This window comes from Halorubrum vacuolatum (genome assembly GCF_900188065.1).
In the GTDB taxonomy this organism is placed as follows: domain Archaea; phylum Halobacteriota; class Halobacteria; order Halobacteriales; family Haloferacaceae; genus Halorubrum; species Halorubrum vacuolatum.
This window is the reverse complement of sequence record NZ_FZNQ01000001.1, coordinates 320,674-346,784: the sequence shown is the minus strand read 5'-3', so window position 1 is coordinate 346,784 and position 26,111 is coordinate 320,674. Positions and strand designations below refer to the sequence as shown.

General features: G+C 66.4%; 27 protein-coding genes and 1 pseudogene. 12 read left to right on the top strand and 16 right to left on the bottom strand.

Annotation, left to right across the window (positions count from 1 at the left end; all coding sequences use genetic code 11):
• Window positions 1-98: 98 nt before the first annotated feature.
• The 3 genes from CHB65_RS01695 (at window position 99) to CHB65_RS01685 (ending at window position 2,633) form a co-directional block, all read left to right on the top strand.
• On the top strand, window positions 99-1,049 hold the full coding sequence (locus CHB65_RS01695) for a D-2-hydroxyacid dehydrogenase (RefSeq protein ID WP_089383306.1): 951 nt from the start codon (window positions 99-101) through the stop codon (window positions 1,047-1,049).
• A 138-nt stretch (window positions 1,050-1,187) separates the two neighbouring features.
• Window positions 1,188-1,667, top strand: a complete 480-nt coding sequence (locus tag CHB65_RS01690; RefSeq protein ID WP_089383305.1) for a TRAM domain-containing protein — start codon at window positions 1,188-1,190, stop codon at window positions 1,665-1,667.
• A 33-nt stretch (window positions 1,668-1,700) separates the two neighbouring features.
• Window positions 1,701-2,633: a TIGR03571 family LLM class oxidoreductase gene (locus tag CHB65_RS01685; RefSeq protein WP_245809885.1), complete on the top strand. Its 933-nt coding sequence runs from the start codon at window positions 1,701-1,703 to the stop codon at window positions 2,631-2,633.
• 51 nt (window positions 2,634-2,684) lie between these two features.
• Here CHB65_RS01685 and CHB65_RS01680 read toward each other — a convergent pair whose 3' ends face one another.
• The 5 genes and pseudogenes from CHB65_RS01680 to CHB65_RS01660 all read right to left on the bottom strand — a co-directional run.
• Window positions 2,685-2,927: a SelT/SelW/SelH family protein gene (locus CHB65_RS01680; protein WP_089383304.1), complete on the bottom strand. Its 243-nt coding sequence runs from the start codon at window positions 2,925-2,927 to the stop codon at window positions 2,685-2,687.
• 46 nt (window positions 2,928-2,973) lie between these two features.
• Window positions 2,974-3,675 carry a DUF7546 family protein gene (locus tag CHB65_RS01675; protein WP_089383303.1) on the bottom strand — a complete coding sequence of 234 codons (702 nt, stop codon included), beginning with the start codon at window positions 3,673-3,675 and terminating at the stop codon, window positions 2,974-2,976.
• A gap of 46 nt (window positions 3,676-3,721) precedes the next feature.
• A complete protein-coding gene (gene cyoE / locus CHB65_RS01670) occupies window positions 3,722-5,095 on the bottom strand; it encodes a heme o synthase (RefSeq protein WP_394335401.1) in 1,374 nt (457 codons plus the stop codon).
• A 141-nt stretch (window positions 5,096-5,236) separates the two neighbouring features.
• Window positions 5,237-5,686 carry an adenylyltransferase/cytidyltransferase family protein gene (locus CHB65_RS01665; RefSeq protein WP_089383301.1) on the bottom strand — a complete coding sequence of 150 codons (450 nt, stop codon included), beginning with the start codon at window positions 5,684-5,686 and terminating at the stop codon, window positions 5,237-5,239.
• Between the two features lie 161 nt (window positions 5,687-5,847).
• Window positions 5,848-6,327 (bottom strand): annotated as a pseudogene (locus CHB65_RS01660) (Mov34/MPN/PAD-1 family protein); the annotation flags it as partial.
• A gap of 147 nt (window positions 6,328-6,474) precedes the next feature.
• Between CHB65_RS01660 and CHB65_RS01655 the strand changes: the two are divergent.
• Both CHB65_RS01655 and CHB65_RS01650 read left to right on the top strand, forming a co-directional pair.
• A complete protein-coding gene (locus CHB65_RS01655) occupies window positions 6,475-8,436 on the top strand; it encodes a DHH family phosphoesterase (protein WP_089383459.1) in 1,962 nt (653 codons plus the stop codon).
• Between the two features lie 82 nt (window positions 8,437-8,518).
• Window positions 8,519-8,926 carry a universal stress protein gene (locus CHB65_RS01650; RefSeq protein WP_089383299.1) on the top strand — a complete coding sequence of 136 codons (408 nt, stop codon included), beginning with the start codon at window positions 8,519-8,521 and terminating at the stop codon, window positions 8,924-8,926.
• Between the two features lie 8 nt (window positions 8,927-8,934).
• Here CHB65_RS01650 and CHB65_RS01645 read toward each other — a convergent pair whose 3' ends face one another.
• From CHB65_RS01645 to CHB65_RS01635, 3 genes are all read right to left on the bottom strand, one after another.
• Window positions 8,935-9,321: a PIN domain-containing protein gene (locus tag CHB65_RS01645; RefSeq protein WP_089383298.1), complete on the bottom strand. Its 387-nt coding sequence runs from the start codon at window positions 9,319-9,321 to the stop codon at window positions 8,935-8,937.
• Window positions 9,318-9,593 carry a hypothetical protein gene (locus CHB65_RS01640; RefSeq protein WP_089383297.1) on the bottom strand — a complete coding sequence of 92 codons (276 nt, stop codon included), beginning with the start codon at window positions 9,591-9,593 and terminating at the stop codon, window positions 9,318-9,320. The genes CHB65_RS01645 and CHB65_RS01640 overlap by 4 nt, the downstream gene beginning before the upstream one ends.
• 91 nt (window positions 9,594-9,684) lie before the next feature.
• Window positions 9,685-11,544: an SLC13 family permease gene (locus CHB65_RS01635; RefSeq protein ID WP_179213553.1), complete on the bottom strand. Its 1,860-nt coding sequence runs from the start codon at window positions 11,542-11,544 to the stop codon at window positions 9,685-9,687.
• 629 nt (window positions 11,545-12,173) lie between these two features.
• On the opposite strand from CHB65_RS01635, the gene endA reads away from it, so the two are divergent.
• Window positions 12,174-13,316, top strand: coding sequence for a tRNA-intron lyase (gene endA / locus CHB65_RS01630; protein WP_089383296.1), 1,143 nt, complete (start codon window positions 12,174-12,176; stop codon window positions 13,314-13,316).
• Window positions 13,317-13,426: 110 nt separating this feature from the next.
• Window positions 13,427-14,629 (top strand): inorganic phosphate transporter, encoded by a 1,203-nt coding sequence (locus tag CHB65_RS01625; protein ID WP_089383295.1) that lies wholly within the window; start codon window positions 13,427-13,429, stop codon window positions 14,627-14,629.
• Between the two features lie 96 nt (window positions 14,630-14,725).
• Here the strand turns inward: CHB65_RS01625 and CHB65_RS01620 are convergent, their stop codons facing one another.
• Window positions 14,726-15,163 (bottom strand): universal stress protein, encoded by a 438-nt coding sequence (locus CHB65_RS01620; protein ID WP_089383294.1) that lies wholly within the window; start codon window positions 15,161-15,163, stop codon window positions 14,726-14,728.
• A gap of 157 nt (window positions 15,164-15,320) precedes the next feature.
• Here CHB65_RS01620 and CHB65_RS01615 point away from each other — a divergent pair, with 157 nt between their 5' ends.
• Window positions 15,321-16,958 carry a tryptophan--tRNA ligase gene (locus tag CHB65_RS01615; RefSeq protein ID WP_089383293.1) on the top strand — a complete coding sequence of 546 codons (1,638 nt, stop codon included), beginning with the start codon at window positions 15,321-15,323 and terminating at the stop codon, window positions 16,956-16,958.
• Window positions 16,959-16,996: 38 nt separating this feature from the next.
• Window positions 16,997-17,479: a DUF2237 family protein gene (locus CHB65_RS01610; protein ID WP_089383292.1), complete on the top strand. Its 483-nt coding sequence runs from the start codon at window positions 16,997-16,999 to the stop codon at window positions 17,477-17,479.
• A gap of 50 nt (window positions 17,480-17,529) precedes the next feature.
• Here the strand turns inward: CHB65_RS01610 and thiL are convergent, their stop codons facing one another.
• The 3 genes from thiL to CHB65_RS01595 all read right to left on the bottom strand — a co-directional run bounded on the left by thiL (window position 17,530) and on the right by CHB65_RS01595 (window position 20,271).
• Window positions 17,530-18,423, bottom strand: a complete 894-nt coding sequence (gene thiL, locus CHB65_RS01605; RefSeq protein WP_089383291.1) for a thiamine-phosphate kinase — start codon at window positions 18,421-18,423, stop codon at window positions 17,530-17,532.
• Window positions 18,424-18,506: 83 nt separating this feature from the next.
• Window positions 18,507-19,769 (bottom strand): CaiB/BaiF CoA transferase family protein, encoded by a 1,263-nt coding sequence (locus CHB65_RS01600; RefSeq protein WP_089383290.1) that lies wholly within the window; start codon window positions 19,767-19,769, stop codon window positions 18,507-18,509.
• A 175-nt stretch (window positions 19,770-19,944) separates the two neighbouring features.
• Window positions 19,945-20,271, bottom strand: a complete 327-nt coding sequence (locus CHB65_RS01595) for a hypothetical protein (RefSeq protein ID WP_089383289.1) — start codon at window positions 20,269-20,271, stop codon at window positions 19,945-19,947.
• Between the two features lie 493 nt (window positions 20,272-20,764).
• On the opposite strand from CHB65_RS01595, the gene aspS reads away from it, so the two are divergent.
• The gene (aspS, locus tag CHB65_RS01590) at window positions 20,765-22,069 is read left to right on the top strand and encodes an aspartate--tRNA(Asn) ligase (protein ID WP_089383288.1); all 1,305 of its coding nucleotides are present in this window, start codon (window positions 20,765-20,767) and stop codon (window positions 22,067-22,069) included.
• 196 nt (window positions 22,070-22,265) lie between these two features.
• Here aspS and CHB65_RS01585 read toward each other — a convergent pair whose 3' ends face one another.
• Both CHB65_RS01585 and CHB65_RS01580 read right to left on the bottom strand, forming a co-directional pair.
• Entirely contained in the window at window positions 22,266-22,817 is a 552-nt protein-coding gene (locus tag CHB65_RS01585) for a hypothetical protein (protein WP_089383287.1), read from the bottom strand.
• Between the two features lie 41 nt (window positions 22,818-22,858).
• The gene (locus CHB65_RS01580) at window positions 22,859-23,227 is read right to left on the bottom strand and encodes a hypothetical protein (protein ID WP_089383286.1); all 369 of its coding nucleotides are present in this window, start codon (window positions 23,225-23,227) and stop codon (window positions 22,859-22,861) included.
• A gap of 224 nt (window positions 23,228-23,451) precedes the next feature.
• On the opposite strand from CHB65_RS01580, the gene CHB65_RS16705 reads away from it, so the two are divergent.
• Together CHB65_RS16705 and CHB65_RS01575 are read left to right on the top strand one after the other, a co-directional pair.
• Entirely contained in the window at window positions 23,452-23,598 is a 147-nt protein-coding gene (locus CHB65_RS16705; protein ID WP_158059631.1) for a DUF2080 family transposase-associated protein, read from the top strand.
• A 3-nt stretch (window positions 23,599-23,601) separates the two neighbouring features.
• Window positions 23,602-24,888, top strand: a complete 1,287-nt coding sequence (locus tag CHB65_RS01575) for an RNA-guided endonuclease InsQ/TnpB family protein (RefSeq protein WP_089383285.1) — start codon at window positions 23,602-23,604, stop codon at window positions 24,886-24,888.
• An 11-nt stretch (window positions 24,889-24,899) separates the two neighbouring features.
• Here the strand turns inward: CHB65_RS01575 and CHB65_RS01570 are convergent, their stop codons facing one another.
• Complete coding sequence (locus CHB65_RS01570; protein WP_089383284.1) at window positions 24,900-25,172, bottom strand: hypothetical protein; 273 nt, start codon at window positions 25,170-25,172, stop codon at window positions 24,900-24,902.
• 59 nt (window positions 25,173-25,231) lie between these two features.
• On the bottom strand, window positions 25,232-26,080 hold the full coding sequence (locus CHB65_RS01565) for a geranylgeranylglycerol-phosphate geranylgeranyltransferase (RefSeq protein ID WP_394335399.1): 849 nt from the start codon (window positions 26,078-26,080) through the stop codon (window positions 25,232-25,234).
• Between the last annotated feature and the right edge of the window lie 31 nt (window positions 26,081-26,111).

Sequence of the window (26,111 nt, the reverse complement as noted above, 5' to 3'; positions counted from 1 at the left end):
TATGCGTCTGTCGTCAGTCCACCCTGCGACTTCACCGCCCGTCCAGACAGAACCGCCGGGACGCGGACGCTTTTGAGGCGGCCGATCGATCCACAGCCATGGTCGAGACAGACGTCGTCGTGTTACGACAGAAGATACACGGGCTCTCCGCGCCGGATCTCGCGGAGACGATCCGCGAGCGGCTTCCGGAGTTGGACGTAGCGTTCGCGAGGACGCCCGCCGAGGAGCGTGAGCTGCTCGAAACCGCACGGATCGCGGTCGGGTTCTCCATCGATGAGGCGGCGTTGGCGGACGCCGAGAACCTCGAACTCTTCGCCTGCGTCTACGCCGGGACCGGCCACCTCCCGCTTGACGCCTTCGAGAAACACGGGGTCGCCCTCACCAACGCCTCGGGCGTCCACGGGCCGAACATCGCCGAGTACGTGATCGGCGCGATGATCGGCCACGCCCGGGAGTTCTATCGGGCACAGCGCCAGCAGGACCGACGGGAGTGGCGAAGCTTTCCGACCACGGAGCTGCAGGGCTCCACCGTCGTCATCGCCGGTCTGGGTGCGATCGGGGAGGCGATCGTCGACCGGCTCGACCCGTTCGACGTCCACACCGTCGGGGTTCGATACTCGCCCGAAAAGGGCGGACCGACGGACGAGGTGTACGGCTTCGAGGAGTTCCACGAGGCGATCATCGACGCCGAGTTCGTCGTGCTCGCCTGTCCGCTCACCGAGGCGACGGCGGGGCTCGTCGACGGCGACGCGTTGTTGACGATGCGTCCGGATGCCGTGTTGATCAACATCGCCCGCGGGGGGGTCGTCGATACCGACGCGCTCGTCTCCGCGCTCCGCAGCAACCGTATTCGCAGCGCCGCACTCGACGTGACCGATCCAGAGCCGCTTCCGGAGGATCACCCACTGTGGGGGCTCACGAACGTCACGATCACCCCACATAACGCCGGGCACACGCCGGCGTATTTCGACCGGGTGACCGATATCCTCGCCGAAAACGTCGACCGGCTTTCCGCGGGCGAGGATGACCTTCGGAACCGCGTGCGGTGATGACGCTTCGAAACCGCGTGTGGTGACGGCGCCCCCAAACCGAGCCCGGAGACGGCCGAGTAGTCGCTGGCTCCCCGGCCCCACACCGTGTCGGCGCCAGCGGAACTAAGTCGATTGCGCACAATCTAGATGCATCCAATGGTCGATATTCCGGACTCGCTCCGTACCGTCTTTACCGCCACCGTCGAGGAGGACGAAGACGGCTTTACCGTCGATGTACCCATGAACGAGGTCGAAAACGGGGTCCTCGTTCCCGGCGAGACGTATCGCGTTGCGATCCTCGATGGGGGGTCAACGATGGGTGGATTGACGGCGGAACCGTCGGATCAACGGGCCGGCGATCCGGCCGATACGCGCTCGGAACCCGCTTCGGACCCATCCGCTGGATCGCGTAGCACCGCCACGGATCCGGGCCCACCGGTCGAGGAGGGAGAGATTCGCGAGGTCTCGGTCGAGTCGATCGGCGATCAGGGCGACGGGATCGCGAAGGTCGATCGCGGCTACGTGGTCATCGTCCCGGGCGTCCAGCCGGGGGATCGACCGACGGTGGAGATCGAGCGTGTCCGGCCGAACGTCGCGTTCGCCAGCGTCGTCGAGGGAGGTCTCGAACAGCGCTGACGGACGACGCCGCGTAATGAAACGGGACACCACGTGACGGAACCGATCACGAGCGAGCGGTTTAACGTCGGATTCGAGCGATGCTTCGAGGGCGACGCGCTCACCGTCGGTCTCGGCCTCCCGCTCACCGGCGTGCGGCGCGACACCGCACCGGTGGCGGCGGAGTTGCACCTCGCGACCCGGGCGGAGGCGCTCGGCTTCGACGCGCTTTGGATCCGCGACGTGCCGACGTACTGGCCGCGCTTCGGCGATGCCGGCGGCGGGCTCGCCCCGTGGCCCCTGCTCGGCGCGCTCGCCGCGCACACCGACGAGGTCGCACTCGGCACATCGAGCGTCGTCCTCCCGCTTCGGCACCCGATCCACGTCGCGGCCTCGGCGGCGACGGTCGACCGGATCTCAGCGGGACGGCTCGTGTTGGGCGTCGCCTCCGGGGACCGCGAACCGGAGTACGCCGCCTTCGATGTCGACCCGGCGGAACGGGGCGCCGCCGTTCGGGAGTCGATGGAGGCGATCCGCGCCTGCTGGCGGGGATCGTTCCCGGACGTTACGGGACGTTGGGGAAGCCTGGACGGCGAGCTCGACGTCCTCCCGAAGCCACATGCCGGCACGATTCCGCTGTTGCCGACTGGGAACGCGAGACAGTCACGCGAGTGGATCGCCGAGCACGGCGACGGCTGGCTCTTTTATCACCTGCCGGAGTCGACGCTCGAATCGTATCTCGACTCGTGGCGGGCGCTCGCCGGCGAGAAGCCGTTCGTTATCGCCGTCCGTGTCGCGTTCGCGGATGACCCGGAAGCGGAACCCGAACCGCTTCATCTCGGTTATCGGGCGGGCGTCGAATGGTTTCGCGGCTACTTCGACCGGCTGGAGGCGATGGGGCTCGATCACGTCATCGTCGGGCTCGAAGGCGACGACCCAGAAGCCGCGATGGCGACGTTCGCGGACGCGATCCTTGCGGATCGTTGACGCTGCACGTGGAAGGTCGCCTGTGACCTGACGGATCGGAAACGACCATTCTCAGGCGGCCGCACCGACGTGTGGCTTCACCGCGCGCACGATCGCGTCGACGTCGTAGTCGTCCTCGGTCTTGTCGAAGACGACCTCGCCGTCGACGCGGACGATGAAGATCCCGTCGTCGCCGGTGACGAGTGCGACCTCCTCGACGCCCTCGCCGAACTGTTCGAGGACCGCCCGCGCGACGTCGTTCGCTCGATTCAACATCCCACACGGCACGCAGTATTCGACCTCGACTCGCGTCATACTCGACGATCGTGTCCGCTCGGTATATAAGGTGTTCCCGAAGCGATCATCTCCGACCACGGATCCCCGGTCGCCAGAGCAGCAGCGCGACCGTGATCAGAAACACCGCCGTCGAGAGGTCATAGGAGGCGTCGAGCGCGGTCGCCGCGAGCAGCCCGGTTCCACCGAATATCGCGGAGCCGATCATCGCGAGGATCGGGAGGGTACACGAGATACACGAAAACAGCCCGAGGATCCCGGCAGCGAGCGACCCCGAGGCCTCCAACACGGCGATATATATCAACTTCGCTAACGCGAGATAGCCGAGCACGTACGCCGGCATCACGATGACGGTGAGCCACGGGCCGGCATGCACCAACGCGGGACCCCACCCCGGTGGCAGCCACGCGATCCGGGTGTTGACCGCGTGGTCGGGGACGCCGGTGGCGACGAGCCCCGCGAAGAAGGCGAGCAGCGCGAAGTAGCTCGCGGCGATCGTCAGCGCCCGCCGGCGCGTCTCGAACCCGTACCCCGACGGGATCTGCACCTTCCAGAGGACGAGCACGGAGACGTTCACCCAGATCAGCCCGTAGGCGACGTATCGCGGGGTCGACGGGAACGACCCGAGCGCGGCGTAGTAGCCGACCACCGCGACGAGCTGGAGGTTGAGAACGAACGCCGCGATCCCGAGCGTCCGAAGCGAGGGGGCCGCCTCGCGGACGCTGGTCACGAGGTCGGAGACGTGTTCGGTGATCGTTGAGGTAGCCATTCGAAATCGTTGGATGGGTGGGATGGCTGCTGGCCGGTTCGTCCGATCAGATCATGATGGCATCGATGACGAGCGCGTCGATGACGACGGCGAACAGCAGGAGCCCGAGGTAGGCGTTCGAGGCGTGGAACGCGCGGAACGCGGCTGCCTCCGTCCGCTCGTAGTGCAGCCGGACGACCATCCAGAGGAAGATCGCCCCGAGGGCGACGCCGACGGCGGCGTACAGCCCGCCGAGCGGCTCGGCGACGAGCGCGAGCACCGCGGCGGCCACGAGCGTCGCGCCGAGGTACCAGATGATGTGCCGGCGGGTGGCCGTCTCACCGTGGACGACCGGCATCATCGGGAAGCCGCCGCGCTCGTAGTCGTCCTTGTACGCCAGCGCGAGGTTATAAAAGTGCGCGGGCGTCCACAGGAAGATGACGAGCGCGAGCAACAGCCCTCCGCCGCCGAGTTCGCCGGTCACCGCCGCCCAGCCGATGAGCGCCGGGAGCGCGCCGGCCGCGCCGCCGAGGACGGTGTTCTGTACCGTGTTCGGTTTCAACACGAGGGTGTAGACGACGCTATAAAAGAGGATGGCGAACAGCCCGAGCGCGGCCGTGAGGACGTTCACCGTCAGGAACAACCCGACCGAAAGGGCCGTCAACAGGAGGCCGAACGCGACCGCCCGGGGGACGGGAACGAGGTCGGTCGCCAGCGGGCGGTCGCTGGTTCGCTGCATCCGTTTGTCCACGTCGCGTTCGAGGACGTGGTTGAACGTCCCGGAGGCACCGATCGCGAGCGAGCCGCCGACGAGGGTCGCCGCGACCGTGGCGGGGGTGAACCCGGGGCCGCCAGCGAGCGCCATCGCCGCGGCGGCGACGAGACAGAGCAGCCACATGAGCCGTGGCTTCATCAGCCGGAAGTACGCGAATACGGTCGCTTTTAAGCGGGGGATCGTCGCGGTCGGGATCGGTGCCTCCGGGGCCTCCTCGGCCGGCGGGAGGTGATCCGTACCGGGCTCGAAGTCGCCCGGCGCGTCGTCGGGCGTCCCGGTTTCGCCCTCCAGCCACCACGCGAGCGCGGCGATGACGCCGGCGAAGATGACGACGCCGACGAGGAGGTGCGCGGAGCCGAGCGCTGCCGGCAGCCAGCCGGTTGCCGTGAGCGCACCGAGACCGGCCTGGACAGGGAAGAGAACGAGCGCAAGCGTGAGCGCCAGCCGGACCCGGCGTGGCTCTTGATTTCGCCACGCGAGGGCCGTCGAGACGACGACGAGGAGACCGACGGCGACGGCGAGCGCCCGGTGGCCGAGCGCGACCCACCCCGCACGCTCCGTGGGTAACGCGTAGCCGTCGCCACAGGCCGGCCAGCCCGTACACGCGGCGGCCGCCTCGGCCATCGAGGTGGTCGCACCGACGATGAGGAGGAGATAGACGCCCATCGCGGTCGACGCGAGGACTGCCGGATATCGGTCAGGGATCGACACTGAGTATGGATTAGGGATCGGTCCATATAGCTTCCGCGCTTCCGCGCGGTGTCGAAACGCCGATACCGGGAGGCGCCCACCGACCGGCGGCCGGCCCTATCCCGTCGTCCCGTCGATGCTCCGGCGGTCGAGAACGCGGTCGATGATGTCGCCGGTCGAGAGCACCTCGCCGTCACGGGGCTCCCTCGCGGTGGCCCGCTCGACCCGACAGCGGAGTCCACGGTCGGCGAGCGCGTCCGCGATGGCCGCCTCCTCGTGATGTTGGTCGTAACCGAGAACGACGACGTCGGGGTCGATCCGCTCGATGGGAACGAAGATATCCTCCGGGTGGCCGAGGTGGGCCTCGTCGACGACTTCGAGGGCGGCGATCATATCCCGTCGCTGTTCCGCCGGCAGGATCGGTTTCGCCTTGTGCGTGATGTTCACGTCGCGGGCGACGATCACGTGGAGTTCGTCGCCGTATTCCGCCGCGTCCCGCAGGTAGTGGACGTGGCCGGGATGGAGCAGATCGAAGGTTCCCTGCGCGACGACCCGGGTCCCGCTCATCGCAACCACGAGAGGAACCCGCCGCGTTTCGCATCGTCGCTGCCGGTACCGTCCCGTCCGTCCTCGTCGCCGTTTCGTTTCCGTTCGTCGTCGTTCCGTCCGCCCTCGCCGCCGTCACGGGTCGGGTCGTCCGGCTCGACGACACCCCGTTCGTATCCCTCCTCGATGAGTTCGCGGTCGATGTCCTCCTGGGTGAAATCGAAGAAGTGCTGATCGGGGACCTCGACGTCGAGCACCTCGAGCGTCCGTGGACGGCCGTCGTTATCGAACGCCTTCCAGTCGCCCCATCCGTACGGCGCCCCGACGATGATGTGTACCTCGCCCTGCCCGAACGTCGCGAGGTCGGCCGCGCTCGGCCGCAGCGCCCCATTCGGGTGGGAGTGAACCGACCCGACCGAGCGCATGTCGTTCGGCTTCATGTGCGAGCGGACGCTCGCGCTCACCGGATTCGATTCGGTGCCGGGAATGACGAGTACGTCGGTGATGACGTGGCCCTCCCGGTCGATGTCGAGCTTTCGCGCGTCGTCCGCGCGAAGGAACCCCATGTACTCGTTGGGATGAGTCTCCTCGCTGGCTTCGAGGATGAACTCCATGGTCTCCCGGGCGATCCCGAGGAGCTCGTTCGACCGGAACAGTCGCATACCTCGAAGAAGTCGCCGTCGCCTCATAGGGGTTCCGGACGGGCGGTAGGGATGACCGCCCGCCCGATCGACACCGGCGCTGCCGCCGAGGCACCGGCGAAACGCAAGAGAACAGCCTTAAAACCGGTCGTTCCCGACTACTGGTGTATGAGTGAACCATCCGCCGGGGATTCCGGCACGCGGGGCGATTCGAGCCCCGAACCCGAAGCCACGACGGCCGAGGGGGCGACCGCCGGGGAGGCGTCCACCGATCGGCCGGTCGTCTACGACTTGGCACCCGACTGCACCCTCGCCGACGTCGAAACCGACGCGTGCTATCACGCCGAGGTCAACGGCGTCGTCGACTACGGCGTCTTCGTCGACGTCTCCGACGTCGTCTCCGGGCTCATCCACGAGTCGAACCTCGACGGCGAGTACGCGGTCGGCGACCGGTTGATCGTTCGATTGACCGACGTCAGGGAGAACGGCGATATCGCCTTCGACGACGAGACGTTCGCCGACTACACGACCGAGACGGTCGAACACGAGCCCGACGTTTCCCGTGTTCGCGGGCTCTCGCCGGGTGCGGAGGTCACCGTCGAGGGGGAAGTCGTGCAGGCGAAACAGACCGGCGGCCCGACGATCTTCGGCGTCGCGGACGCGACCGGCGTGATCGCCTGTGCGGCCTTCGCCGAGGCGGGCGTCCGGGCGTACCCGAGCGTCGAGGTCGGCGATATGGTCCACGTCGCGGGGACGGTGGAGACCCGCGGGGACGCCCTCCAGCTTGAGGTCGATTCGTTGAAGCCGCTCGCCGGCGACCGCGCCGCGGAAGCCCGCGAGCGCTACGAGGCGGCCCTCGACGAACGCGCCGAGCCGGCCGCGATCGACCCGCTCGTCGAGTGGGAGGCGTTCGAGCCGATCCATGCGGACCTCCGCGATCTGGCCCGACTGCTCCGTCGAACCGTTCTCGCCGGCCGACCGATCCGAGTCCGGCATCACGCCGACGGCGACGGCATGTGTGCGGCCATTCCCGTCCAGCTCGCGCTCGAACGGCTCGTCCGCGACGTGCATGAGGATCCGAAGGCACCCCGACACCTCTTCAAACGGCTGCCGAGCAAGGCCCCCTTCTACGAGATGGAGGACGTGACCCGCGACCTCAACTTCGCGCTCGCGGGACGGGCCCGACACGGCCAGAAGCTTCCGTTCCTCCTGATGCTCGATAACGGCTCGACGGAGGAGGACGTCCCGGCCTACGAGAACCTCACCCATTACGACATCCCCATCGCGGTGGTCGATCATCACCATCCCGACCCCGAGGCGGTCGGGCCGCTGCTCGATGCACACGTCAACCCGTACCTCCACGGGGAGGACTACCGGATCACGACGGGCATGATGTGTGTCGAGTTGGCCCGGTTGATCGACCCCTCGCTCACCGAGGAGTTGGAACACGTCCCCGCCGTCGCCGGCCTCTCGGACCGCTCGAAGGCGGAGGTCATGGATGACTACATCGCGCTCGCCGCCGAGGCGGGCTACGAACAGGACGACCTGCTCGACATCGGCGAGGCGCTCGATTACGCCGCCCACTGGCTGCGCTATTCGGAAGGAAAGACGCTCGTCAACGACGTCCTCAACGTCGGCTGTGACGACCCCGACCGCCACGAGGAGCTCGTGGCCTTCCTCTCGGAGCGCGCCGCTCGCGACGTCGACCGCCAGCTCGACGCGCTCGACGCGCACGTCGAACACGAGCGACTCGCCTCCGGTGCGCACCTCTACCGGATCGATCTGGACGAGTACGCCCGCCGGTTCACCTATCCCGCGCCCGGGAAGACGACCGGCGAACTCCACGACACCCGCGTCCAGGAGACGGGTGACCCGGTGATCACCATCGGCTACGGCCCCGATTTCTGTGTGTTGCGCTCCGACGGCGTCCGGCTCGATATCCCGACGATGGTCACCGAGTTGAACGAGGAGTTGCCCGAGGCGGGCGTCTCCGGTGGCGGTCACCTCGTCGTCGGCTCGATCAAGTTCGTGAAGGGTCGCCGTGAAGCCGTGCTTGAGGCGCTCATCGAGAAGATGGCCGAAGCCGAGATAGACGAGTCGCTCTCGGCGGCGACCGCGCTCGACGACTGAGGCGTTCGGTTCGTTTTCGGGCTCATCGCTGACCTCGATAGGTGCCGGAAAGCTACTTGCAGTTCCCACCGGAAGGGGCGGTATGTACGAGCGGATCCTCGTTGCGACGGACGACAGCCCCGAAGCCGATGTCGCAGTCGATCAGGCGATTGGCCTCGCTGAAGCGGAGGGTGCCTCTCTCCATGCCCTCTTCGTCGTTGATCGACGATTCGACCGCACCGAGGCGATGAGCGAGCCGTTCGTTCAGGCGGGCGACACAGCGTTACGGGAGGTAGAGGTTCGTGCCGCTGAACGGGGCATCGACGTGACGACGACGCTTGAACGGGGCGATCCCGCCGAAACGATCCTCACGTACGCGGAGTCGATGGACGCGGACCTCATCGTGCTCGGTGGAAAACGCCCCTCGACCGCGAAGCGGTTCTTCATCGGTGACGTCACCGAGAGGGTCGCCCGTCACGCGTCCACATCGGTCCTTATTGTGCGGGAATAACTAGCGGCTCACCCCCTCGTATCAGGCTCCAATGGAAGGCGTTCGGAACCGACGACTTCGTACGCCATGTCCGATGAGAGAATTGGATAGCCGCAGGTCTCGGCAGTAGCGGCGTGAAAGGCGTCGAATGGGGTCAGCCCTTCCTCGTAGTAGTGAACTGCCTTTAAAACGATCTGGCGTTCTTCATCGGTCCGGACGGGAACGATATCGAGCATATTCGCGACCAGTCGCGGGTAGTCGTATTCGTACCGTTCCCGGATGAGCAGCAGTTCAAGATACGAGAACGGAGAGGTGACGACATCATGGCTTTCAAGAGCCTCCTCAGCCCGTCCTTTGAGCCAGTCGGAATTTTTCACCAGTGCAATAACGAAATCAGTCTCCACGAAGACCGTCATTCACTGGCGTCCCCTGCCTCACCCGTCGCCCGTTCGAGGTCCGCTTTCGCTTCGTTTTGAGCCTGTTCGAGCGCGTCTTTTTTGAGTGCCTCGACCGACGTACCCTCAAAGGCATCACCGGCTGCTTCCCGAACTGCCCGTAGTGGGTCCTCTTCGATCGGGATGAGTTCGAGTCGATCGTCGTATTCGACAATGTGAAACTTTTCTCCGTATTTTTGCCGTAGCTCGGAAGACAGATAGAGACGTCCGTGCGAGTCCGTTTCGACTGACATAGTGTTCCCTTGTTTTGGAGCAGACAAATATTTTATCCCATGAATTAGTGATCTTTCCCATAGCTGAACGTGACACGAGTCACTTCTCAGGCTACACCCCCCAAAACGCGACGATCCCGAGCGTCGTGACGACCGTCAACAGCAACTGGAGGGGCGCGCCGACGCGGAAGAAGTCCGTGAACTTGTAGCCGCCGGGCCCGTAGACCATGAGGTTCGTCTGGTAGCCGATGGGCGTCATCATCGCCGTCGAGGCGGCGAAGGTGACCGCGAGCACGAACGAAAACGGGTCGGCACCGATCGCGTTGGCCGTGTCGATGGCGACGGGGATCATCAACACGACGCTCGCGTTGTTGCTCACGACGTTGGTGATGAGCGCGGTGAACAGGTAGAACGCGCCGAGGAGGACGACCGGCGAGAGGCTCACGCCGTAGACGACGATGACGCTCGCGAGCCACTCGGCGGCTCCCGTCCGCTCCATCGCGACGCCGAGCGGGATGAGCCCGGCGAGCAGGACGATCACGCTCCAGTCGACCGACGGGTAGACCTCCTCGGGTTTGACACAGCCCGTCGCGACCATCGCGACGATGCCGCCGAGCGCGCTGATCAGGATGGGGACGATCTCGAGCGCCGCGAGCGCGACGACCGCGACCACGATCCCGATCGCGAGGGGCATCTTCGAGTAGCGGAAGTCGGGGAGGGTGAGCTCCTGGGCGACGATGAAGTCGCGGTCGTTGGCGAAGCGCTTGACGGTGGTTTCGGTCGCTTGGATCAGGAGCGTGTCGCCCGCCCGAAGTCGGCGCTCGTCCATCCGCGCGTGGATGATCTCCCCGCCGCGGCGGATCGCGAGCACCGTCGCGTCGTATCGCTGCCGGAAGTTCAGCGTCTCGAGGGTCTGTCCGAGTACCGACGCCTCCGGCGAGATGACGACCTCGACGAGCCGCTGGTCGGTGACCGGCTCCAACTCGTCGTCCTCGACGCGAAGCTGGTCCTCGTCGACCTCGGCGTCCGGGGCGAGTTCGAGCCCCTCCGACTCGATGAACGTGAGCAGGCTCTCCTGATCCGTCCGCAACACGAGGACGTCACCGGCGCGGATCTCCTTGCGGGCGAGCGGCTCGCTGAACACCTGCTTGTTCCGGACGAGTTGGACGATGTCGGCTTCGACTTTGAGCTCGGCGAGTCCGTCCGGGACGGTCTTGCCGATGAGCCGTGAGTCCTCCGTCACGACCACCTCCGTCAGGTACTCCGTCATCTCGAAGCCCTCGATCAGCTCGTCGCTCATCTTGATCCGCTCGGGAATGAGCAGCCGCCCGACCGTCATGAGGTAGATGATCCCGGTGACGAGCACGAGGAGGCCGAGCTGGGTGAACTCGAACATCGAGAAGGGGCGGCCGATGAGCCGTGCGGAGACGTCGCTCGCGAGGATGTTCGTGGAGGTGCCGATGAGCGTGAGCATCCCGCCGAGCATCGCCGTGTAGGAGACCGGGATGAGCAGCTTCGACGGGGAGATGCCGGTCTTCCGTGAGAGCGTGTTCACCATCGGGATCATCACGGCGACGACCGGCGTGTTGTTGATGAACCCGGCCGTCCCCCCGGAGAGCCCGAGGACGGCGAGCAGCTGTTTGAACGGGTTGGAGCCGTAGCGCTCGGCGATCTGTGTCCCGATGATGTTGATAAGTCCCGAGCGGCGGATCCCCTCGCTCAGGACGAACATCGCGAGGACGGTGACCGTCGCGGAGCTGGCGAAGCCGCCGACGCCCGTCGCGGGATCGATCTGCGTCCACGGTTCGAGCACGACGAGCGCGACGAGCACGGCGATCGCGACGATGTCGATCGGGACCGGTTCGGTGATGAAGAGGACCAGCGCGAGCGCGATGATCGCAAAGATGACCAGGATCTCCGTGGTGAGCGGGGGGATCTCCCCGCCGGCCTGTACCACGAGAGATGCGTCCATAGATACCCTCGAATGGAGGCGGCGATAAAAATCCTCCCGAAGCGATCGGATGGTGGATGTGAAACCAGCAGGCCAGCCGCTTTTAAAGCAGCGGACGGTTATATAAAACGGCTCTGTTGAAATCCTTCTGATTTGATATATTTCGGCTCGGTTGCGGTCAATACAGGGGACGCAGCTATCGATCCCGGACTCGATCGGCCGTTTATAAATCCCACCAACCGGGTGGTGAGACGATATATAATCCAGTCCATGGCGGTCGGCGCGCTCCGGTGAGCGCCCGGAGGGCGCGAACCCGAGCGCGAGGAAGCCCACGGCTGGCGTACCGCCAGCCGTGGCGAGGCTGGGGAGGCGTGAGGCTGCGGTGCAGGGACGTTCAAGTGCGGGGGAAGATAGCGGCGATGGTGGTCGATCCTCTTTCGCCACTCCACGGAATGGTCCGGATCAGCGTGCTACTTATAAACAGCTACACAACTCCTCAGCACCGTTTATAAATAGCCCGAGCAAACAACCGCTCAATTCGCACGCTCCAGCGACCGGCTGTTTCAGCCCATAACACGCCTTATAAACTGGATGAACGCCGGCCACCGCCGACCGCAACCGCCTTACTCCGCCCGGCCGGCCACACGAGCATGCAACCCACAGGGGACCTCCGCGACGACGCCGTCCACGTCGCCGGCGACGCCCGCCAGCGGTTCTACGACTCCCGGGGATACGGCCGGCCGGTCGCGGGCAACGAGATCGCCCTCTCGCGCGTCGAGGCCGCCCACCTGCTCTTCCGCGGCGACCTCTCCGGCATCACCCTCCCCGACGGCGACACGGTCGGCTTCGAGCGGTTCTTCGCCGAGAGCGCGGCCGCGGGCGACCGGTTCGCGGTCCGGTATCTCGTCTTCGCGGACCTTCGCGACAGGGGCTTTTATCTCTCGCCCGTCCGCGACGGTTGGCCCGGCGGGGAGCACGCGGGGGCGGACGCCACCGACCTGATCGTATATAAACGCGGCTCGACGCCCGACACCGGTGCGGTCCGGTATCCCGTACAGGTCGTCGGCGAGCGCGAGTCGATCCACATAGCCGGCCTCGCCGGTCGGACCCTCGCGATCGTCGACGAGGAGAGCGACATCACCTACTTCGACGCGAACGAGGCCGACGTTTCGGGGACGACGGCGTACGAGCCGCCGTCGACGCTCACGGGCGTGTTGCTTTCGGACCGGGTGATCGTCTGGGACGCGCCCGACGCCCTATATAAAGAGGGCTTCTACGGCCGCCCGCTCACGGGTCGAGCGGCCGAGGTGGAGGGGGCGCTCCAGCTCTCGCTCGTGGAGGCCGCCGCGCTCGCCGCTGACGGGGTCCTCTCGCTTTCGCGGTCGGTGGTTGGTGATGATGCGGTCGGCGTGGAAGGGTCCGACCGCACCGCCGCGACCGCGGCGATCGTCGCCCGCGGCCGCGACGTGGAGGGGGACCGGTTCGACCGTCGGCTCGCGGTCTATCGTCGTCTCCGCGAGCGCGACGTGGTCCCCAAGACGGGATTTAAATTCGGCGCGGACTTCCGGACCTATCTCGACGTCGAGACCGTGGAGGACCTCCCACACTCCGAACACCTCGTCCGCGTCGTCGCACCCGATCACGTCCTCTCGCCGCGGGAGCTCTCGCTCGACGTCCGGCTCGCCGGCGGCGTTCGCAAGGCGCTGGTATTTGGGATCGTGGACGTGGACGACGGAGGTGTCTGGCCCGACGGGACGATCGAGTGGCTGTCGGTGGGCCGGCTGACGCCGTGAAATCGACTGGCTGTCGCTTGATCGGCTGACGCCGTGAAAGCGGCTTGCGTGGGCGCGGCCACGTATCGTCGCCAGTTTTAAGCCTGCTCACCGTACGGATCGATGAGACGATGTCACTCGCCTTCTGGGCGCTCGTCGCGCTCGCGACCGTCACCTGCCTGTTCATGGCGTGGTCGTTGGGCGCGAACAGCAACTCGCCCCCGTTCGCGCCCGCGATCGGCGCGAACGTCGTCTCGACGATGCGGGCGGCGTTTCTCATCGGGATCCTCGCGGCCGCCGGCGCGCTGACGCAGGGCGGGGCCATCTCGGAGACGGTCGGCGCCGCGCTGATCGACGGGGTGCAGATCACGCCGCTTGCGGCGGTCTCGGGATTGATCGTGGCCGGCGGGTTCATGACGTTCGGCGTCTACAGCGGCTATCCGGTTCCCGCGGCGTTCGCGACGACCGGCGCGATGATCGGCGTCGGCCTCTCGCTCGGCGGCGACCCCGCATTCGACACGTACCGCCGGCTCGGCACCTTCTGGCTGCTCGTACCGCCCGTCTCCGGCGGGCTCGCGTACGTCACGGCCACGCTGCTCCGCCGGGACGACATCCCGGACACGGTCGCCGTCCCGCTGCTCGCGGGGGTCGTGGCCGGGATCCTCGCGAACGTTCGGCTCGGTGTGATCCCACATCCCGAGCGTGCACAGGGGTCGGTCGCCGAGGCGGTCGCCGCGCTCGTCGGCGGGCCGACCGTGCTCGGTGTCGACGTCGTCGTGATCGGCGTCACCGCCGCGTTCGCGGCCGGCGGGTTTGCCGTGATCCGCCGGCGAATACGGGCGTCCGTCCGCGACGGTATTCGGACGTTCCTCCTCGTTCTCGGGAGCGTCGTCGCCTTCTCCAGCGGCGGGAGTCAGGTCGGGCTCGCGACCGGTCCCCTGGAGAACCTCTACGGCACGGAGCTCGGGCTCCCCGCGATCGTGCTTTTAGGCGTCGGCGCGAGCGGTATCCTCGCGGGCGCGTGGATGGGGGCCCCTCGGCTTCTGCAGGCGACCTCCCGGGAGTACGCACAGCTCGGCCTTCGCCGATCGATCGCGGCGCTCGTCCCGGGGTTCATCATCGCGCAGGTCGCCATCGCGCTCGGGATCCCGATCTCGTTCAACAACATCATCATCTCGGGGGTGATCGGCGGCGGGCTCGCGGCGGGCTCGGCGGGCGTCTCGCGCCGCAAGATCGGCGTCACGATCGCCTTCTGGTTGATCACGCTCTCGACGTCGATCGCGATCGGGTTCGGGCTCTATCGGGCGCTCTCAACGATACTTGGGATCGCGTGAGCGTTCGACTCCCCGGTGGTCGCCAGCACGTGGACGACTCCCCGCGGCCCGACGACGCTCGGTTTATAAGCGAAGGTATCGCGGTTCGGCGGCCAGTCACTGAACGACGGTCACCGTCACGTCGACGTTGCCGAGGACGGCGGTGGTGACGGTACCGAGCAGTCGTCGCGTGATCCGTCCCCGCTTTCCGCTATGGCTGCCCATCACGACGTGGTCGACGTCGTGACGCTCCACGTAGTCGACGATGACGTCGGCGGGGTCGCCGGTCTCGACGACCGTCTCGATCGTCCGGCCCTCGACCGTGGCCCGCTCGCGGGCGCGCTCGACCAGTCGCTCCGCCCGCTCCCGTGCGCCGGCCTCCTGCCCGTCGTCGGACCCCAGGATACCGCCCTCCGCCATGTCGGCGTCCAGGGGCGTGACGACGTTCAACACCGTCACCCGGCAGTCGAAGACGGCGAGTGCGTGTTCCAGTGCGTCCTCCGCCAGCGGCGACCCGTCAAGCGGGACCAACACGTGATCGGGTTCGACTCCCATGCGTGGCGTCGGAGCGGCGACGGCATAAATCACGGCCACGGGTTCCCGGATCGCACTTCACACAGCCCGCGCTCCACCCGTGTCCGTATCGTTCCCACACTCCGTATCGTTCCCACACAAACGAACGGTTTTTGACTCGACCGACGGGAGGATACGTATGACCGAGGAATCCCCCCAAACCGACGGCGGGACCGACCGGGCCGACGAGCCGACCGCGGACGTCGCGCTCGACCCGTGGGGGTCCGCGAGCGTCGGCGACTACGCCGACCTCTTCGCGGAGTTCGGGATCGAGGCGTTCGAGGCGGTCGAAGACGACGTCCCCGACCCGCACTACCTGATGCGCCGCGGCGTCATCTTCGGGCACCGCGAGTACGACGCGGTCGCGAAGGCGATGGCGAACGACGAGCCGTTCGCCGCGCTCTCGGGGTTCATGCCCACCGGCGACCCGCACATCGGCCACAAGCTCGTCTTCGACGAGCTGATCTGGCATCAGGAGCGCGGCGGCGACGTCTTCGGGCTCATCGCCGACCTCGAAGCACACTCGGCCCGCGGGATGTCCTGGCCGGAGATCGACGAACACGCCCGCGACTACCTGCTCTCGCTGCTCGCGCTCGGGTTCGACCCGGAGGATGGAACGCTCTACCGGCAGTCGGACAACCGGGAGGTACAGGACCTCGCGTTCGAACTCGGCGCGAAGGCGAACTTCTCGGAGTTCGAGGCGATCTACGGCTTCGACGGCGAGACGAACATCTCGCACATGCAGAGCGTCGTCACGCAGACGGCGGACATCCTCTACCCGCAGCTCGTGGACGAGCCGAAGCCCACGGTGATCCCCGTCGGTCCCGACCAGGATCCCCACGTGCGATTGACCCGCGACCTCGCCACCCGCGTGCGCTATTTCAAGGTGACCGAGGCGTTCGCCAGCTTCGAGCTGACCGACGCGGAGCGGCAGCTCGTGCGGGCGGCCTACGACGCGCTCGCGGGTGCCGTGGGCGATTCCGAAGACGACGAGACCGACCCCGCGGGCGACGTTCGGTGTGAGGACGCGGCCGAATGGCTGGAGTCGTACGAGCCGCCGGAGCCGTCGGACGATGGAAGCGAGGGGCCCGAGGCGACCCCGCTTGCCGACGCGAAGCCGACCACATTGAAAAAGCTCCGGGCGGCCGGGAAGGAGCCGCTTCGTCCCCGGGTCCGCTTCTTCGACCGCAACGCGACCGACGAGGCGTTCGAGGCGCTGATCGACGCCGTCGAGGGCGAAAAGCGCGTCTTCGAAGGGCACATCGACGCCTTCGACCTCTCACGGGAGGCCGCGGAGGCGCTCGCCCGCGAGGTCGAACTCGACCACGACGGCTTCGGCTTCCGCCAGCCCTCCTCGATCTATCACCGGTTCATGTCGGGGCTCACAGGTGGGAAGATGTCCTCTTCCATCCCCGCGAGCCACATCTCCCTGCTTGATGACCCCGAGGAGGGGTACGAGAAGGTGAAGGCGGCGACGACGGGCGGGCGCTCGACCGCCGAGGAACAGCGCGAACTGGGCGGCGAGGCCGACGAGTGCCCGGTCTACGAGCTGTACGCCTACCTGCTCGCGGGCGACGACGACGGGCTCACCACGGAGGTGTACACCGAATGCGTGACCGGCGAGCGGCTCTGTGGCGGCTGTAAAGAGCAGGCGGCAGAGCTCATGCGGGAGTTCCTTGCGGACCACCAGGAGAAACGTGCGGAGGCTGAGGAACTGCTCGCGGATCTCGACATCGACCTCGACTCCGATCGACGTGGGACGGGCGGAGAGCACTGAGGGCCTCGAATTAAGAACGGCCGTGCCGAAGGGACGGTATGTCCCCCGAGGATTCCGATCCGGCCACCGACGCGGAGACGATTTCATCGGCCACGCCGGACGCGGAGACGACCACAGCGGAGGCCGACGACCGCAACGTCTTCGGCGGCGAACTCGCGCCTTGCAGCCACGACCCCGAGACCGGCTACCTTCGCGACGGCCACTGCCGCGACGTCGATGGCGACGTCGGTGAGCACACGCTCTGTGCGGTCGTCACCGCGGAGTTCCTTCGATACAGTCGCCGACAGGGAAACGACCTGATCACGCCGCAGCCTGCGTTCGCGTTCCCCGGGCTCGTCCCCGGCGACCGCTGGTGTCTCTGTGTCGGCCGGTGGCTGGAGGCCGTCGAGGCCGACGTCGCCCCGCCGGTGATCTTGGAGGCGACGAACGAGTCCGTGCTCCGGGTCGTTGACCCGGACCTACTTCGCGCACACGAGTTCGATCCTGAGGACTTCGATCCGGGGACGCTCACGGAACCGTAGTCGGCGAACGATCGGCGGCGACACGGCCTCCAATCGGCCGCCGTATTGGCTCACCCGTGGGTGTATCCCGCGTCCGGAAGCGCCTCGCCGTCGACGGTGACCCCCTCCTCATCGGCCACTACGGAGCCGATTCGGGTGAGGCCGGCCGGACAGGCTGCCCGCGCGTCGTGGAGACGATCCTCGGGGACCGTACAGACGAGTTCGAAGTCCTCCCCGAACGTCGTCGCCAACTCGAACCGCTCGTCGGCGTCGGCGGCGACTCCGTCGACGGCAGGATGTACGGGAACCGCCTCGCGGTCGAGCGTGAACCCGACACCGCTCGCCTCCGCGAGCTGGTGGAGCGACCGGGCGAGCCCGTCGGAGGAGTCCATCATCGCGGTCGCGTGCGGGGCGAGCGCGACGCCGTCGGCGACGCGCGGGGTGAACCGAAACAGGTCGTTCGCGCGCTCGACCGACTCGACCGTGTCGCGCTCGAAGAGCCGGAGGGCGGCCGCCGACCGACCCCACTCGCCGGTGACACAGAGCGCCTCCCCGATGGACGCGCCGGAGCGCAACACCGGTCCCGCGTCGGTCACGTCGCCCACGGCGGTCGTCGCGGTCGTGAACTCCGAGTGGACGTCGAGATCGCCCCCGACGTACTCGGCGTCGACGGCCGCACAGACCTCGCTCGCTCCGCAGACGAACCGCTGGAGTTCATGGGGATCGAACCCCTCGTCCGCGTAGACGGCGACCGCGGCGGTCGCCCGTGCGCCCATCGCGGCGACGTCCGAGAGCGACGCGCCGACCGCACGCCAGCCGGCCGTATAGCGGGTCGTTCCGGCGGGGAAGTCGGTCCGCTCGTGGAGCATATCGGTCGTGATCACGAGGTCGTCGACGACGGCCGCATCGTCGCCGGCGTGTGGAACGTCGATGGCGAGCATCCGGAGGGCATCGCGCTCGTTCACGGGAGTCGATATCACGCACGGAGGTATATAATCCCCCGATCACTGCCGGGTCCGAAGGGAGTGCTGTCCGGGGGTTTTGTGGCTCAGGGATCGGCGTCGTCCCCGCCGCCGCTCGCCACGGCTCCCTGTTCGTGAAGCGCGTCGATCTCGTCGTCGTCGTAGCCGTACTCCCGAAGGATCGCCTCGGTGTGTTCACCGAGCGATGGCGGGTGGCGGCGCACGGTCGCGGGGGTCCGTGAGAGGTGCATCGGCGACCCGGGGACCGTCATCGGTCCGGCGGTCGGGTGATCGATCTCGACGCGCATTCCACGGGCGTCGACCTGCGGGTCGGCGAAGACCTCGCTCACGTCGCGCACGCGGCTCGCGGGCACGTCGCGGTCTTCGAGCAACGCCTCCGCTTCGGCGGTGGTGAGTTCGGCGAAGGTCGCGTCCAGTTCGGGGTCGAGCTCGTCGCGATGACGGACCCGTCCCTCGTTCGTCTCGAAGCGCTCGTCGGCGAGCAGGTCGGGGCGATCGAGCGCCTCACAGAGCCGCGGCCAGAACGGATCCGACGAACAGGCGACGACGACGTAGCCGTCGGCCGTCTCGAACGCCTGATACGGCGCGATGTTCGGGTGCTTGCTCCCCATTCGGCCCGGCGGCTCGCCGCTCGCGAAGTAGTTCGTCGCCATGTAGCTCGTCCAGGCCGCCTGACCGTCGAGCAGGCTCACGTCGACCTTCTGTCCCGTGCCGTCACCCACCTCGCGCTCGAAGAGCGCCGCGAGGATCGCCTGTGTGGCGTACATCCCCGCGCCGATGTCGGCGAGCGCGACGCCGATCCGGACCGGCGGCCCGCCCTCGACGCCGGTGAAGGACATGAACCCGCCGCGCGCCTGCATCATGATGTCGTAGGCGGGTTTGTCGCGGTCGGGACCCCACTCGCCGTAGCCGGAGATCCCGCAGTAGATGAGCCCCGGATTGATCTCGCGGAGGTCGCCGTAGCCGAGCCCCCACTCGTCGGTCTTGCCGACGCGGAAGTTCTCGACGAGGACGTCGGCCTCGCGGGCGATCTCCCGGACCACCTCGCGGCCCTCCTCGCTCGCGAGGTTCACCTCGATCGAGCGTTTGTTCCGGTTGATGCTGGCGTAGTAGGCGCTTTGTGCGCCCTCGCCCTCCCCGAAGGCGGGCGGCACCCACGTCCGCGTCTGATCGCCCTGCCCGGGCCGTTCGACCTTGATAACCTCCGCGCCGAGGTCGCCGAGCTGCATCGTACAGAAGGGCCCGACGAGCACCCGCGAGAGGTCGAGGACCGTGATCCCATCCAGCGGCCCCGTCTCCCCCGTGGACGTCCGCGCCTCACCGACCACCGTCGATCACCTCGCTTCGCATGGGAACGACTCCGCTCGTGGCACGGCGGTGTCGCAACCGGCCGATCGATCGTTGCATATCCTCGTCGTCTCCCGGATGACTAATGAGCCTCCCGGCGTGCGTCGGGGCTGCCGGTATGTGGACGTCGGTGGAACAAACGGCACCCGCGAACGATCACCCGGCCGGTTCTATCAGCTCGACCCGTTCAGGTTCGACACCGAAGCCGCTCGCGAGCCGCTCGGCGACGTGGCCCTCGGGATCGAATCGCTCCGTGTCCTGACCGACTCCCACCTCGCCGTCGATCGAGAGGGTTGCGACCGCCTCGACGGTCGTGTCGTTGAGCCCGGGCTGGAGGCCGGCGATCTCCAGATCGTCGACGGCGACGCCATCGACGCGTTCGAGTTGCGTGCGCGCGCCGGTTGCGAGGTCGCCGGGGGTCCCCTGCGAGACGCGGACGGTCAGCTCCGTTCTGGCCAGCAGTCGGTGGGTGGCGGCTGCCATAGGCCTCACGCCGCGAGTCGAACGCGGGCCGACGGCCGTGGATGGTCGGCTCCTCGGGAACGGGCGGCCCGATCGACGGATGATCGACACGCCTGCTCGCTCCCGCGTGAGGCGAACGGTCACGTCCCGACCGGCACGGCATCGGCTGTGGAGAACGAAGGGATGGTCCGTCCTTCGGGGAAACTCCCCAGCCGACGCGCGTTACGCGGTCGGGTGGACGGACCGTGTGGCCGGGATCCCTGCAAGCGCCCAGCCGTGTACCGTCGCGGACGCGCCGCTTGCGGATGCGGCGGACGCGATCGGATTCGGGCAGGGCGTTGACATCGGATCTCGGCGGGCGCACGAGGCGCCGGTATCACGTTCGTTGGCCTCGCGGCTCTTAAATCTACGCCGCCCATGTCAACCAATACCACTCTCACGGGTCGCATCCGCGCAACGCCGAGACGACAGGCCTATGATGGACGCCGGAACAGTTTCTCGTAATTCACTCCCCATGATCGAGCGTATTCACACCGTCGACGTCGAACCGGACGCAGAGGAGGTCGCCATCGCGGGACACGTACACGAGATCCGCGACCTCGGCGGACTCGTCTTCCTCATCGTTCGCGACCGCGAGGGACTCATTCAGGTCGTCTTTAAAGAGGAGCGCGAACCCGATCTGTTCGAGGCGGTCCAGGACGTCGGCTCAGAGGACGTTGTCCGGGTCGTCGGCGAGCCCGTCGAAAGCGGACAGGCCCCGGGCGGCGTCGAACTCGTCCCGCACGAATACGAAGTGCTCGATGAGGCCGCGTCCCCGCTCCCACTTGAGATCGCAAAGGACGTCGACGTCGACCTCTCGACCCGGCTTGACAACCGCGCGCTCGACCTCAGAAAGCCCGAGGTGCTCGCGGTGTTCACGCTGCGTTCGAAGCTCATGGCCGCGATGGAGGAGTGGTTCGACGAGGAGGGCTTCGTCGACATCAAGACCCCGCTCATCTCCAAAGGCGGCGCGGAGGGCGGCGCGGAGCTGTTCCCGATCCTCTATTACGACCGCGACGCGTTCCTCTCACAGAGCCCACAGCTGTACAAACAGATCCTGATGGCCGCCGGCTACGAGGCCGTCTACGAGACCGGGACGGCCTTCCGCGCCGAGAACTTCGCGACCTCCCGACACGTCTCGGAGATCGCGATGTTCGACGTCGAACTCGCCTACATCGAGGACCACCACGACGTGATGGACGTCCAGGAGGAGTCGCTGCGCTACGCGCTTCGGGCGGTCGCCGAGAACGCCGAGCGCGAACTCGACCTGCTCGACGTCGACTTGGAGGTCCCCGAGGACGACTTCCCGCGGATCACCTTCGATGAGGCGCTCGACCTGCTCGAAACCGAGTTCGGCCACTTCCCGGAGGACCCGACCGACCTCGACACGAAAGGCGAGAAGCTGCTCGGCGAGTACTTCGAGGAGCAGGGACACCCCGCCGTCTTCGTCGTCGGCTACCCCGACGAGAAGTTCTACTACATGCAGGACGTCGAGGGCGACGAGATCGCCTCCCGCAAGTTCGACCTTATATATAAGGGACTGGAGCTCTCCTCCGGCGGCCAGCGTCAGCACAACGTCGACGTCATGCGTGAAGTGATGGCCGAGGAGGGCGTCGAGGAGGCGAACTTCGAGTTCTACCTCGAGGCGTTGGACTTCGGCACGCCGCCGCACGGCGGCTACGGGCTCGGGATCGACCGACTCCTCCAGAAAGTGACCGGCCTCGACAACATCAAGGAGGCGATCATGTTCCCGCGCGACCCGAACCGCTTGGAGCCCTGACGGTCGCGTCCGGGCCTCGAAAAACATCGAACCGCGCTTCGAGAACGCCGTTCCGGTCTTGTCACCGACCCACACGGAGGGCCGTGACCGCCATTCTTGCGTGACGGGTTATCGGGTTTCTCAATAGCGCGAGCGCGCCCTCCCTTCGGGCGCGCGGCAGTCATGCGATCGCCGTCGTGTGCCGCCGGATCGGCGATCAATAAAAGCCGCGGTCGACGTCGTCGGCTTCGATCAGTTCGTCGAGCTCCTTCGAGAGCAGCTCTTCGGCCTCCTCGAAGGTGTCGGTGAGGACATCCAGTTCGTCGGGGCGACCGTCGAACTCGTAGTCCATCGGGCCGAACGCCGGGGAGTCGAGCGCCTCCATCACGTCCCGAAAGAGGTGATCGGGCTCCGTCGGGGCCTCCGCGTGAACCTTCAACGTCTCCTGCAGCCGCGTCGCCATCTCCTCGGCCTGCGTCTCGTCCTCGGGCGGGGTTCGAACGGCGAACCGGCCGGGCGAGTCGGCGTCGGGAAGGAGCGGATCGAGTTCGTCGTCGACCTTCCTCGCGACCTTCGCGCCGACGCCGCGGAGCTCCTGTGGATTCTTCGCGTACGTCTTTACGTGATAGACGCCGACGTTCGGGTGGCCGAAATAGAGGTCCTCTCCAAGCCCCGAGCGGCGCGAGCCGGCGACGGCCCGCCAGCCGTCCGGGTCGGTCGAATCGCCCGCGACGTCCGCGAGGATCTCCTGCCAGTCTCGAACGCGCATACTACTTGCCCTTTATAAGTGAACGGCAATGAGTATGTCGGTCACCGCTCGTAAACGGGCTTTCGCTGCTGCTCCGCATATTTATACATCGCCCGCGCGAGCAGCAGCGAGCCGCCGATGAGCAGGACGTAGGAAAGCGGCGATTCCGAGCCGCCGAGGATGTCCACGGTCCCCCACAACACGAGCCCGAAATACAGCGCCGCCCGGAACCGGAAGGTGTCGAACCCCTCCTTGAAAAAGCCCCAGACGACGAGCGCCGCGATGTAGAGGCTCACGCCGACGTCCCCGATCGCCGCGAGGCCACGCTGTTCGATCTGGAAATAGCCGCCGACCGCCGATAGCAGCGCGAGCCCGAGGATAATCCCGCCGAGCACCTGTCGGCCGTACCGTCCATAGAGCGAGTCGCTCATATCCATCCTTCGGACGACGGGATATAAGGGCCCACCGGCTTTCGGACGGGGTTGACTGGAATTAGGCGCTAAGTCCCCTTCCTCAAGGAGCAACGCAGGGAGCAAAGCGACCGAGTAGCGCAGTAGGGAGGGGATACAGCGCCGCACGGTTCACAAACACGTTCACCACCCGGCCCACAGGCCCACCGCTACCTTTATGTCTATATAAAGTCTATACATCGATGATGGATAGGTTTGAAATCGAAGGCGAAGAAGTCCTCGACGGAACCGCAAAACCGTCGGGGAACAGTGCCCACGTCATCGTCCCCAAACGCTGGCGCGGAGCCGACGTGAAAGTCGTCCGCGTCTCCGAACCCGATCCAGACGAATAGCCTATGCACTACAACTACAAGTATCGACTCAACCCGTCAGAAGCCTTTGAAGAGAAACTTCTGTACCACGTCGATACTTGTAGGCAACTCTACAACCACGTCCTCCACCGGCTCAACGAGGCAGACGACATCCCCGCTCGCTACGAGGTGCAGGGACAACTTCCCGACCTCAAAACGTGGTGGGATGACCTCGGAGACATTCACTCGAAAGTTCTCCAGATGGTCGTCAAGCGCGTTTACGACAACCTCTCCACGCTCAAAGCGCAGAAGGAGAACGGACGTGCCGTGGGGATGCTCAAGTGGAAACCGCCTCGGGAGTATCGGTCGCTCACCTACAACCAGTCCGGTTTCAAACTCAAGAATACGAGTGGTCGGCCCACGTTGTGGTTGAGTAAGATTGGTGAGATTCCGATTCACCTCCACCGAGACACCCCCAAGAACGCGACTATCAAACAAGTCACGGTCAAACAAGAATCTACTGGAGAGTGGTTCGCCACGTTAGGTATCGACGTGGACGAAGCTACGCCCGAGAAACCGGAGAACCCCGAGCAAGTCGTTGGAATCGACGTTGGTATCCTGAAGTACGTCCACGATACGGACGGAACCGCTGTCGAGTCACCGGACTTCTCCGACGAGCGCGAACGGTTGGAACACGCTCAACGCGACCTCTCGCGGAAGAAACACGGCTCTGCAAATTGGGAGAAACAACGCCGAGTGGTGGCCGAACGCCACGCCGACCTGAAGCGGAAGCGACGGGACTTCCTCCACAAGTTGTCGAACTACTACGCCACCGAGTACGACCTCGTGGCCGTGGAAGACTTGGACGCGAAAGCCTTGGTCGAACTGCCGGGTAATTCACGGAACCGTGCAGGGGCGGCGTGGGGGACTTTCCTGCGGATGCTCGAATACAAGTGCGAACGCGAAGGCACGCATTTCGTCGCCGTGAACCCAAGCGGAACGACGAAAGAATGTGCTTCCTGTGGTGTTTCGACAGAGAAACCGCTGTGGGTGCGTGAACACTCCTGTCCGTCGTGTGGGTTCGAGGCGGACAGGGACGCGAACGCGGCGTGGAACATCCTTTCTTGCGGTCTCGAAGACGTAGGAGTGGTTCACTCCGAATCAACGTCCCCAGAAATCTCTGATTTCTGGTGTGCGAACGAATCGCTGCGCGATTCGTTAACGCCTGTGGAGACTGAGCTCCCTGTGGATACGTCCGTATCTGCAAAGTGCGTCGTGGAAACAGGAAGCCCCACCCTCAAGGAGCGAACGGCGAAAGCCGTGAGCGAGTAGGGTGGGGTAGTTCACAACGCGACGAAGATGGCCCCGATCCCGCCGATCACGCCGAGGACCCGGAGCACGCCGGCCGGCCAGCGGTACCGCGTCGGGAGCGACTCCGCCAGCCCGAAACAGGAGAGCGCCCCGCCGAGCATGACGAGAAACGCCTGTCCCGACCCGCCGCGACTCGCGAGAAAGGCGGCGTATCCGAACACACCCGCGGCCAGGACGAGCCAGAGCGCGCCGCTTCCGACCCCTTCCGGCTCCCGAAACAGCGTATCCGACAGCGTCCCTCGCATTGGCTGTCCGCGCGACGCGGGCGGTAAAAACGGCATCGATGTGCGGACGGACGGGACCGCTAGATCAGGGCCGCCGCCCGCCCAACGACGAACGCCAGCGCCGCGAGGAACGTCCCGTATTTAAACCGCCGCTGGGCGACGGTCGGCCGCCGGAAGCCCTCCACACAGGCGTGGATCATGATCGCGTCCGCGAGGAGGACCACGACGAGATAGGCCGCGCCGAAGGTGCCGAGCAGGTAGGGAAGGGGGCTGATCGCCACGGCGACGAGCAGGACCCCGGTCGCGACCCACAGCGCGCGGTCCGATCCGATGGCGATAGGGAGCGTGTTCAACCCCTCCTCGCGGTCGCCCTCGATGTCCTCGACGTCCTTGATGACCTCGCGGGTGAACGTCGCCGCCGCGGCGAGAACCCCGAGCACGATCGGCGTTTCGAGGGTGCCGACGGCGGCCCCTCCGAACAGGAACGTCGACCCGACGAGGTAGGCGACGAGGGCGTTGCCGAACGCCGGGAGCCCTTTAAATACGTTCGTGTACGTCACGAGCGCGAGGAGGTTGATAATGGCGATCGCGATGGCCGCGATCGGCAGCAGCAGCGTCAGGGCGACCGCGACCGCAAAGAGGAGCGACGAGAAGGCAAGCGCCGCACGCGGGGAGACCGCTCCACGCGGAATGGGTCGATCGGGCTGGTTGATCGCGTCGATCTCGCGGTCGAAGTAGTCGTTGATCGCGTTGCCGGCGCCGACGGCGACGGCCGTGGTGACGACGGCGACGGCCGTCAGGACGGCTTCGTCCCCGATCCCGGCCACGAACGCCCCGATCAGCGTCAACGATCCGGCGGCGACACAGTTCACCGGGCGGGTGAGCTCGACCAGTCCACGGACGGTAGCGTGCAAGTCGTTTCGTTGCATTACCCCATCCGTTATAAGCGGCGTGAAACGG

Bases quoted from the DNA above. Each gene is read 5' to 3' on its own strand.
- aspS (WP_089383288.1), top strand. From the start codon at position 20,765: ATGATCGAGCGTATTCACACCGTCGACGTCGAACCGGACGCAGAGGAG.
- CHB65_RS01615 (WP_089383293.1), top strand. From the start codon at position 15,321: ATGACCGAGGAATCCCCCCAAACCGACGGCGGGACCGACCGGGCCGAC.
- CHB65_RS01690 (WP_089383305.1), top strand. From the start codon at position 1,188: ATGGTCGATATTCCGGACTCGCTCCGTACCGTCTTTACCGCCACCGTC.
- CHB65_RS01575 (WP_089383285.1), top strand. From the start codon at position 23,602: ATGCACTACAACTACAAGTATCGACTCAACCCGTCAGAAGCCTTTGAA.
- CHB65_RS01675 (WP_089383303.1), bottom strand. From the start codon at position 3,675: ATGGCTACCTCAACGATCACCGAACACGTCTCCGACCTCGTGACCAGC.
- CHB65_RS01625 (WP_089383295.1), top strand. From the start codon at position 13,427: ATGTCACTCGCCTTCTGGGCGCTCGTCGCGCTCGCGACCGTCACCTGC.
- CHB65_RS01585 (WP_089383287.1), bottom strand. From the start codon at position 22,817: ATGCGCGTTCGAGACTGGCAGGAGATCCTCGCGGACGTCGCGGGCGAT.
- CHB65_RS01595 (WP_089383289.1), bottom strand. From the start codon at position 20,271: ATGGCAGCCGCCACCCACCGACTGCTGGCCAGAACGGAGCTGACCGTC.
- CHB65_RS01680 (WP_089383304.1), bottom strand. From the start codon at position 2,927: ATGACGCGAGTCGAGGTCGAATACTGCGTGCCGTGTGGGATGTTGAAT.
- CHB65_RS01655 (WP_089383459.1), top strand. From the start codon at position 6,475: ATGAGTGAACCATCCGCCGGGGATTCCGGCACGCGGGGCGATTCGAGC.
- CHB65_RS01610 (WP_089383292.1), top strand. From the start codon at position 16,997: ATGTCCCCCGAGGATTCCGATCCGGCCACCGACGCGGAGACGATTTCA.
- CHB65_RS01570 (WP_089383284.1), bottom strand. From the start codon at position 25,172: ATGCGAGGGACGCTGTCGGATACGCTGTTTCGGGAGCCGGAAGGGGTC.
- CHB65_RS01650 (WP_089383299.1), top strand. From the start codon at position 8,519: ATGTACGAGCGGATCCTCGTTGCGACGGACGACAGCCCCGAAGCCGAT.
- cyoE (WP_394335401.1), bottom strand. From the start codon at position 5,095: ATGGGCGTCTATCTCCTCCTCATCGTCGGTGCGACCACCTCGATGGCC.
- CHB65_RS01665 (WP_089383301.1), bottom strand. From the start codon at position 5,686: ATGAGCGGGACCCGGGTCGTCGCGCAGGGAACCTTCGATCTGCTCCAT.
- CHB65_RS01640 (WP_089383297.1), bottom strand. From the start codon at position 9,593: ATGTCAGTCGAAACGGACTCGCACGGACGTCTCTATCTGTCTTCCGAG.
- CHB65_RS01620 (WP_089383294.1), bottom strand. From the start codon at position 15,163: ATGGGAGTCGAACCCGATCACGTGTTGGTCCCGCTTGACGGGTCGCCG.
- endA (WP_089383296.1), top strand. From the start codon at position 12,174: ATGCAACCCACAGGGGACCTCCGCGACGACGCCGTCCACGTCGCCGGC.
- CHB65_RS16705 (WP_158059631.1), top strand. From the start codon at position 23,452: ATGGATAGGTTTGAAATCGAAGGCGAAGAAGTCCTCGACGGAACCGCA.
- CHB65_RS01645 (WP_089383298.1), bottom strand. From the start codon at position 9,321: ATGACGGTCTTCGTGGAGACTGATTTCGTTATTGCACTGGTGAAAAAT.
- CHB65_RS01580 (WP_089383286.1), bottom strand. From the start codon at position 23,227: ATGAGCGACTCGCTCTATGGACGGTACGGCCGACAGGTGCTCGGCGGG.
- CHB65_RS01565 (WP_394335399.1), bottom strand. From the start codon at position 26,080: ATGCAACGAAACGACTTGCACGCTACCGTCCGTGGACTGGTCGAGCTC.
- CHB65_RS01635 (WP_179213553.1), bottom strand. From the start codon at position 11,544: ATGGACGCATCTCTCGTGGTACAGGCCGGCGGGGAGATCCCCCCGCTC.
- CHB65_RS01695 (WP_089383306.1), top strand. From the start codon at position 99: ATGGTCGAGACAGACGTCGTCGTGTTACGACAGAAGATACACGGGCTC.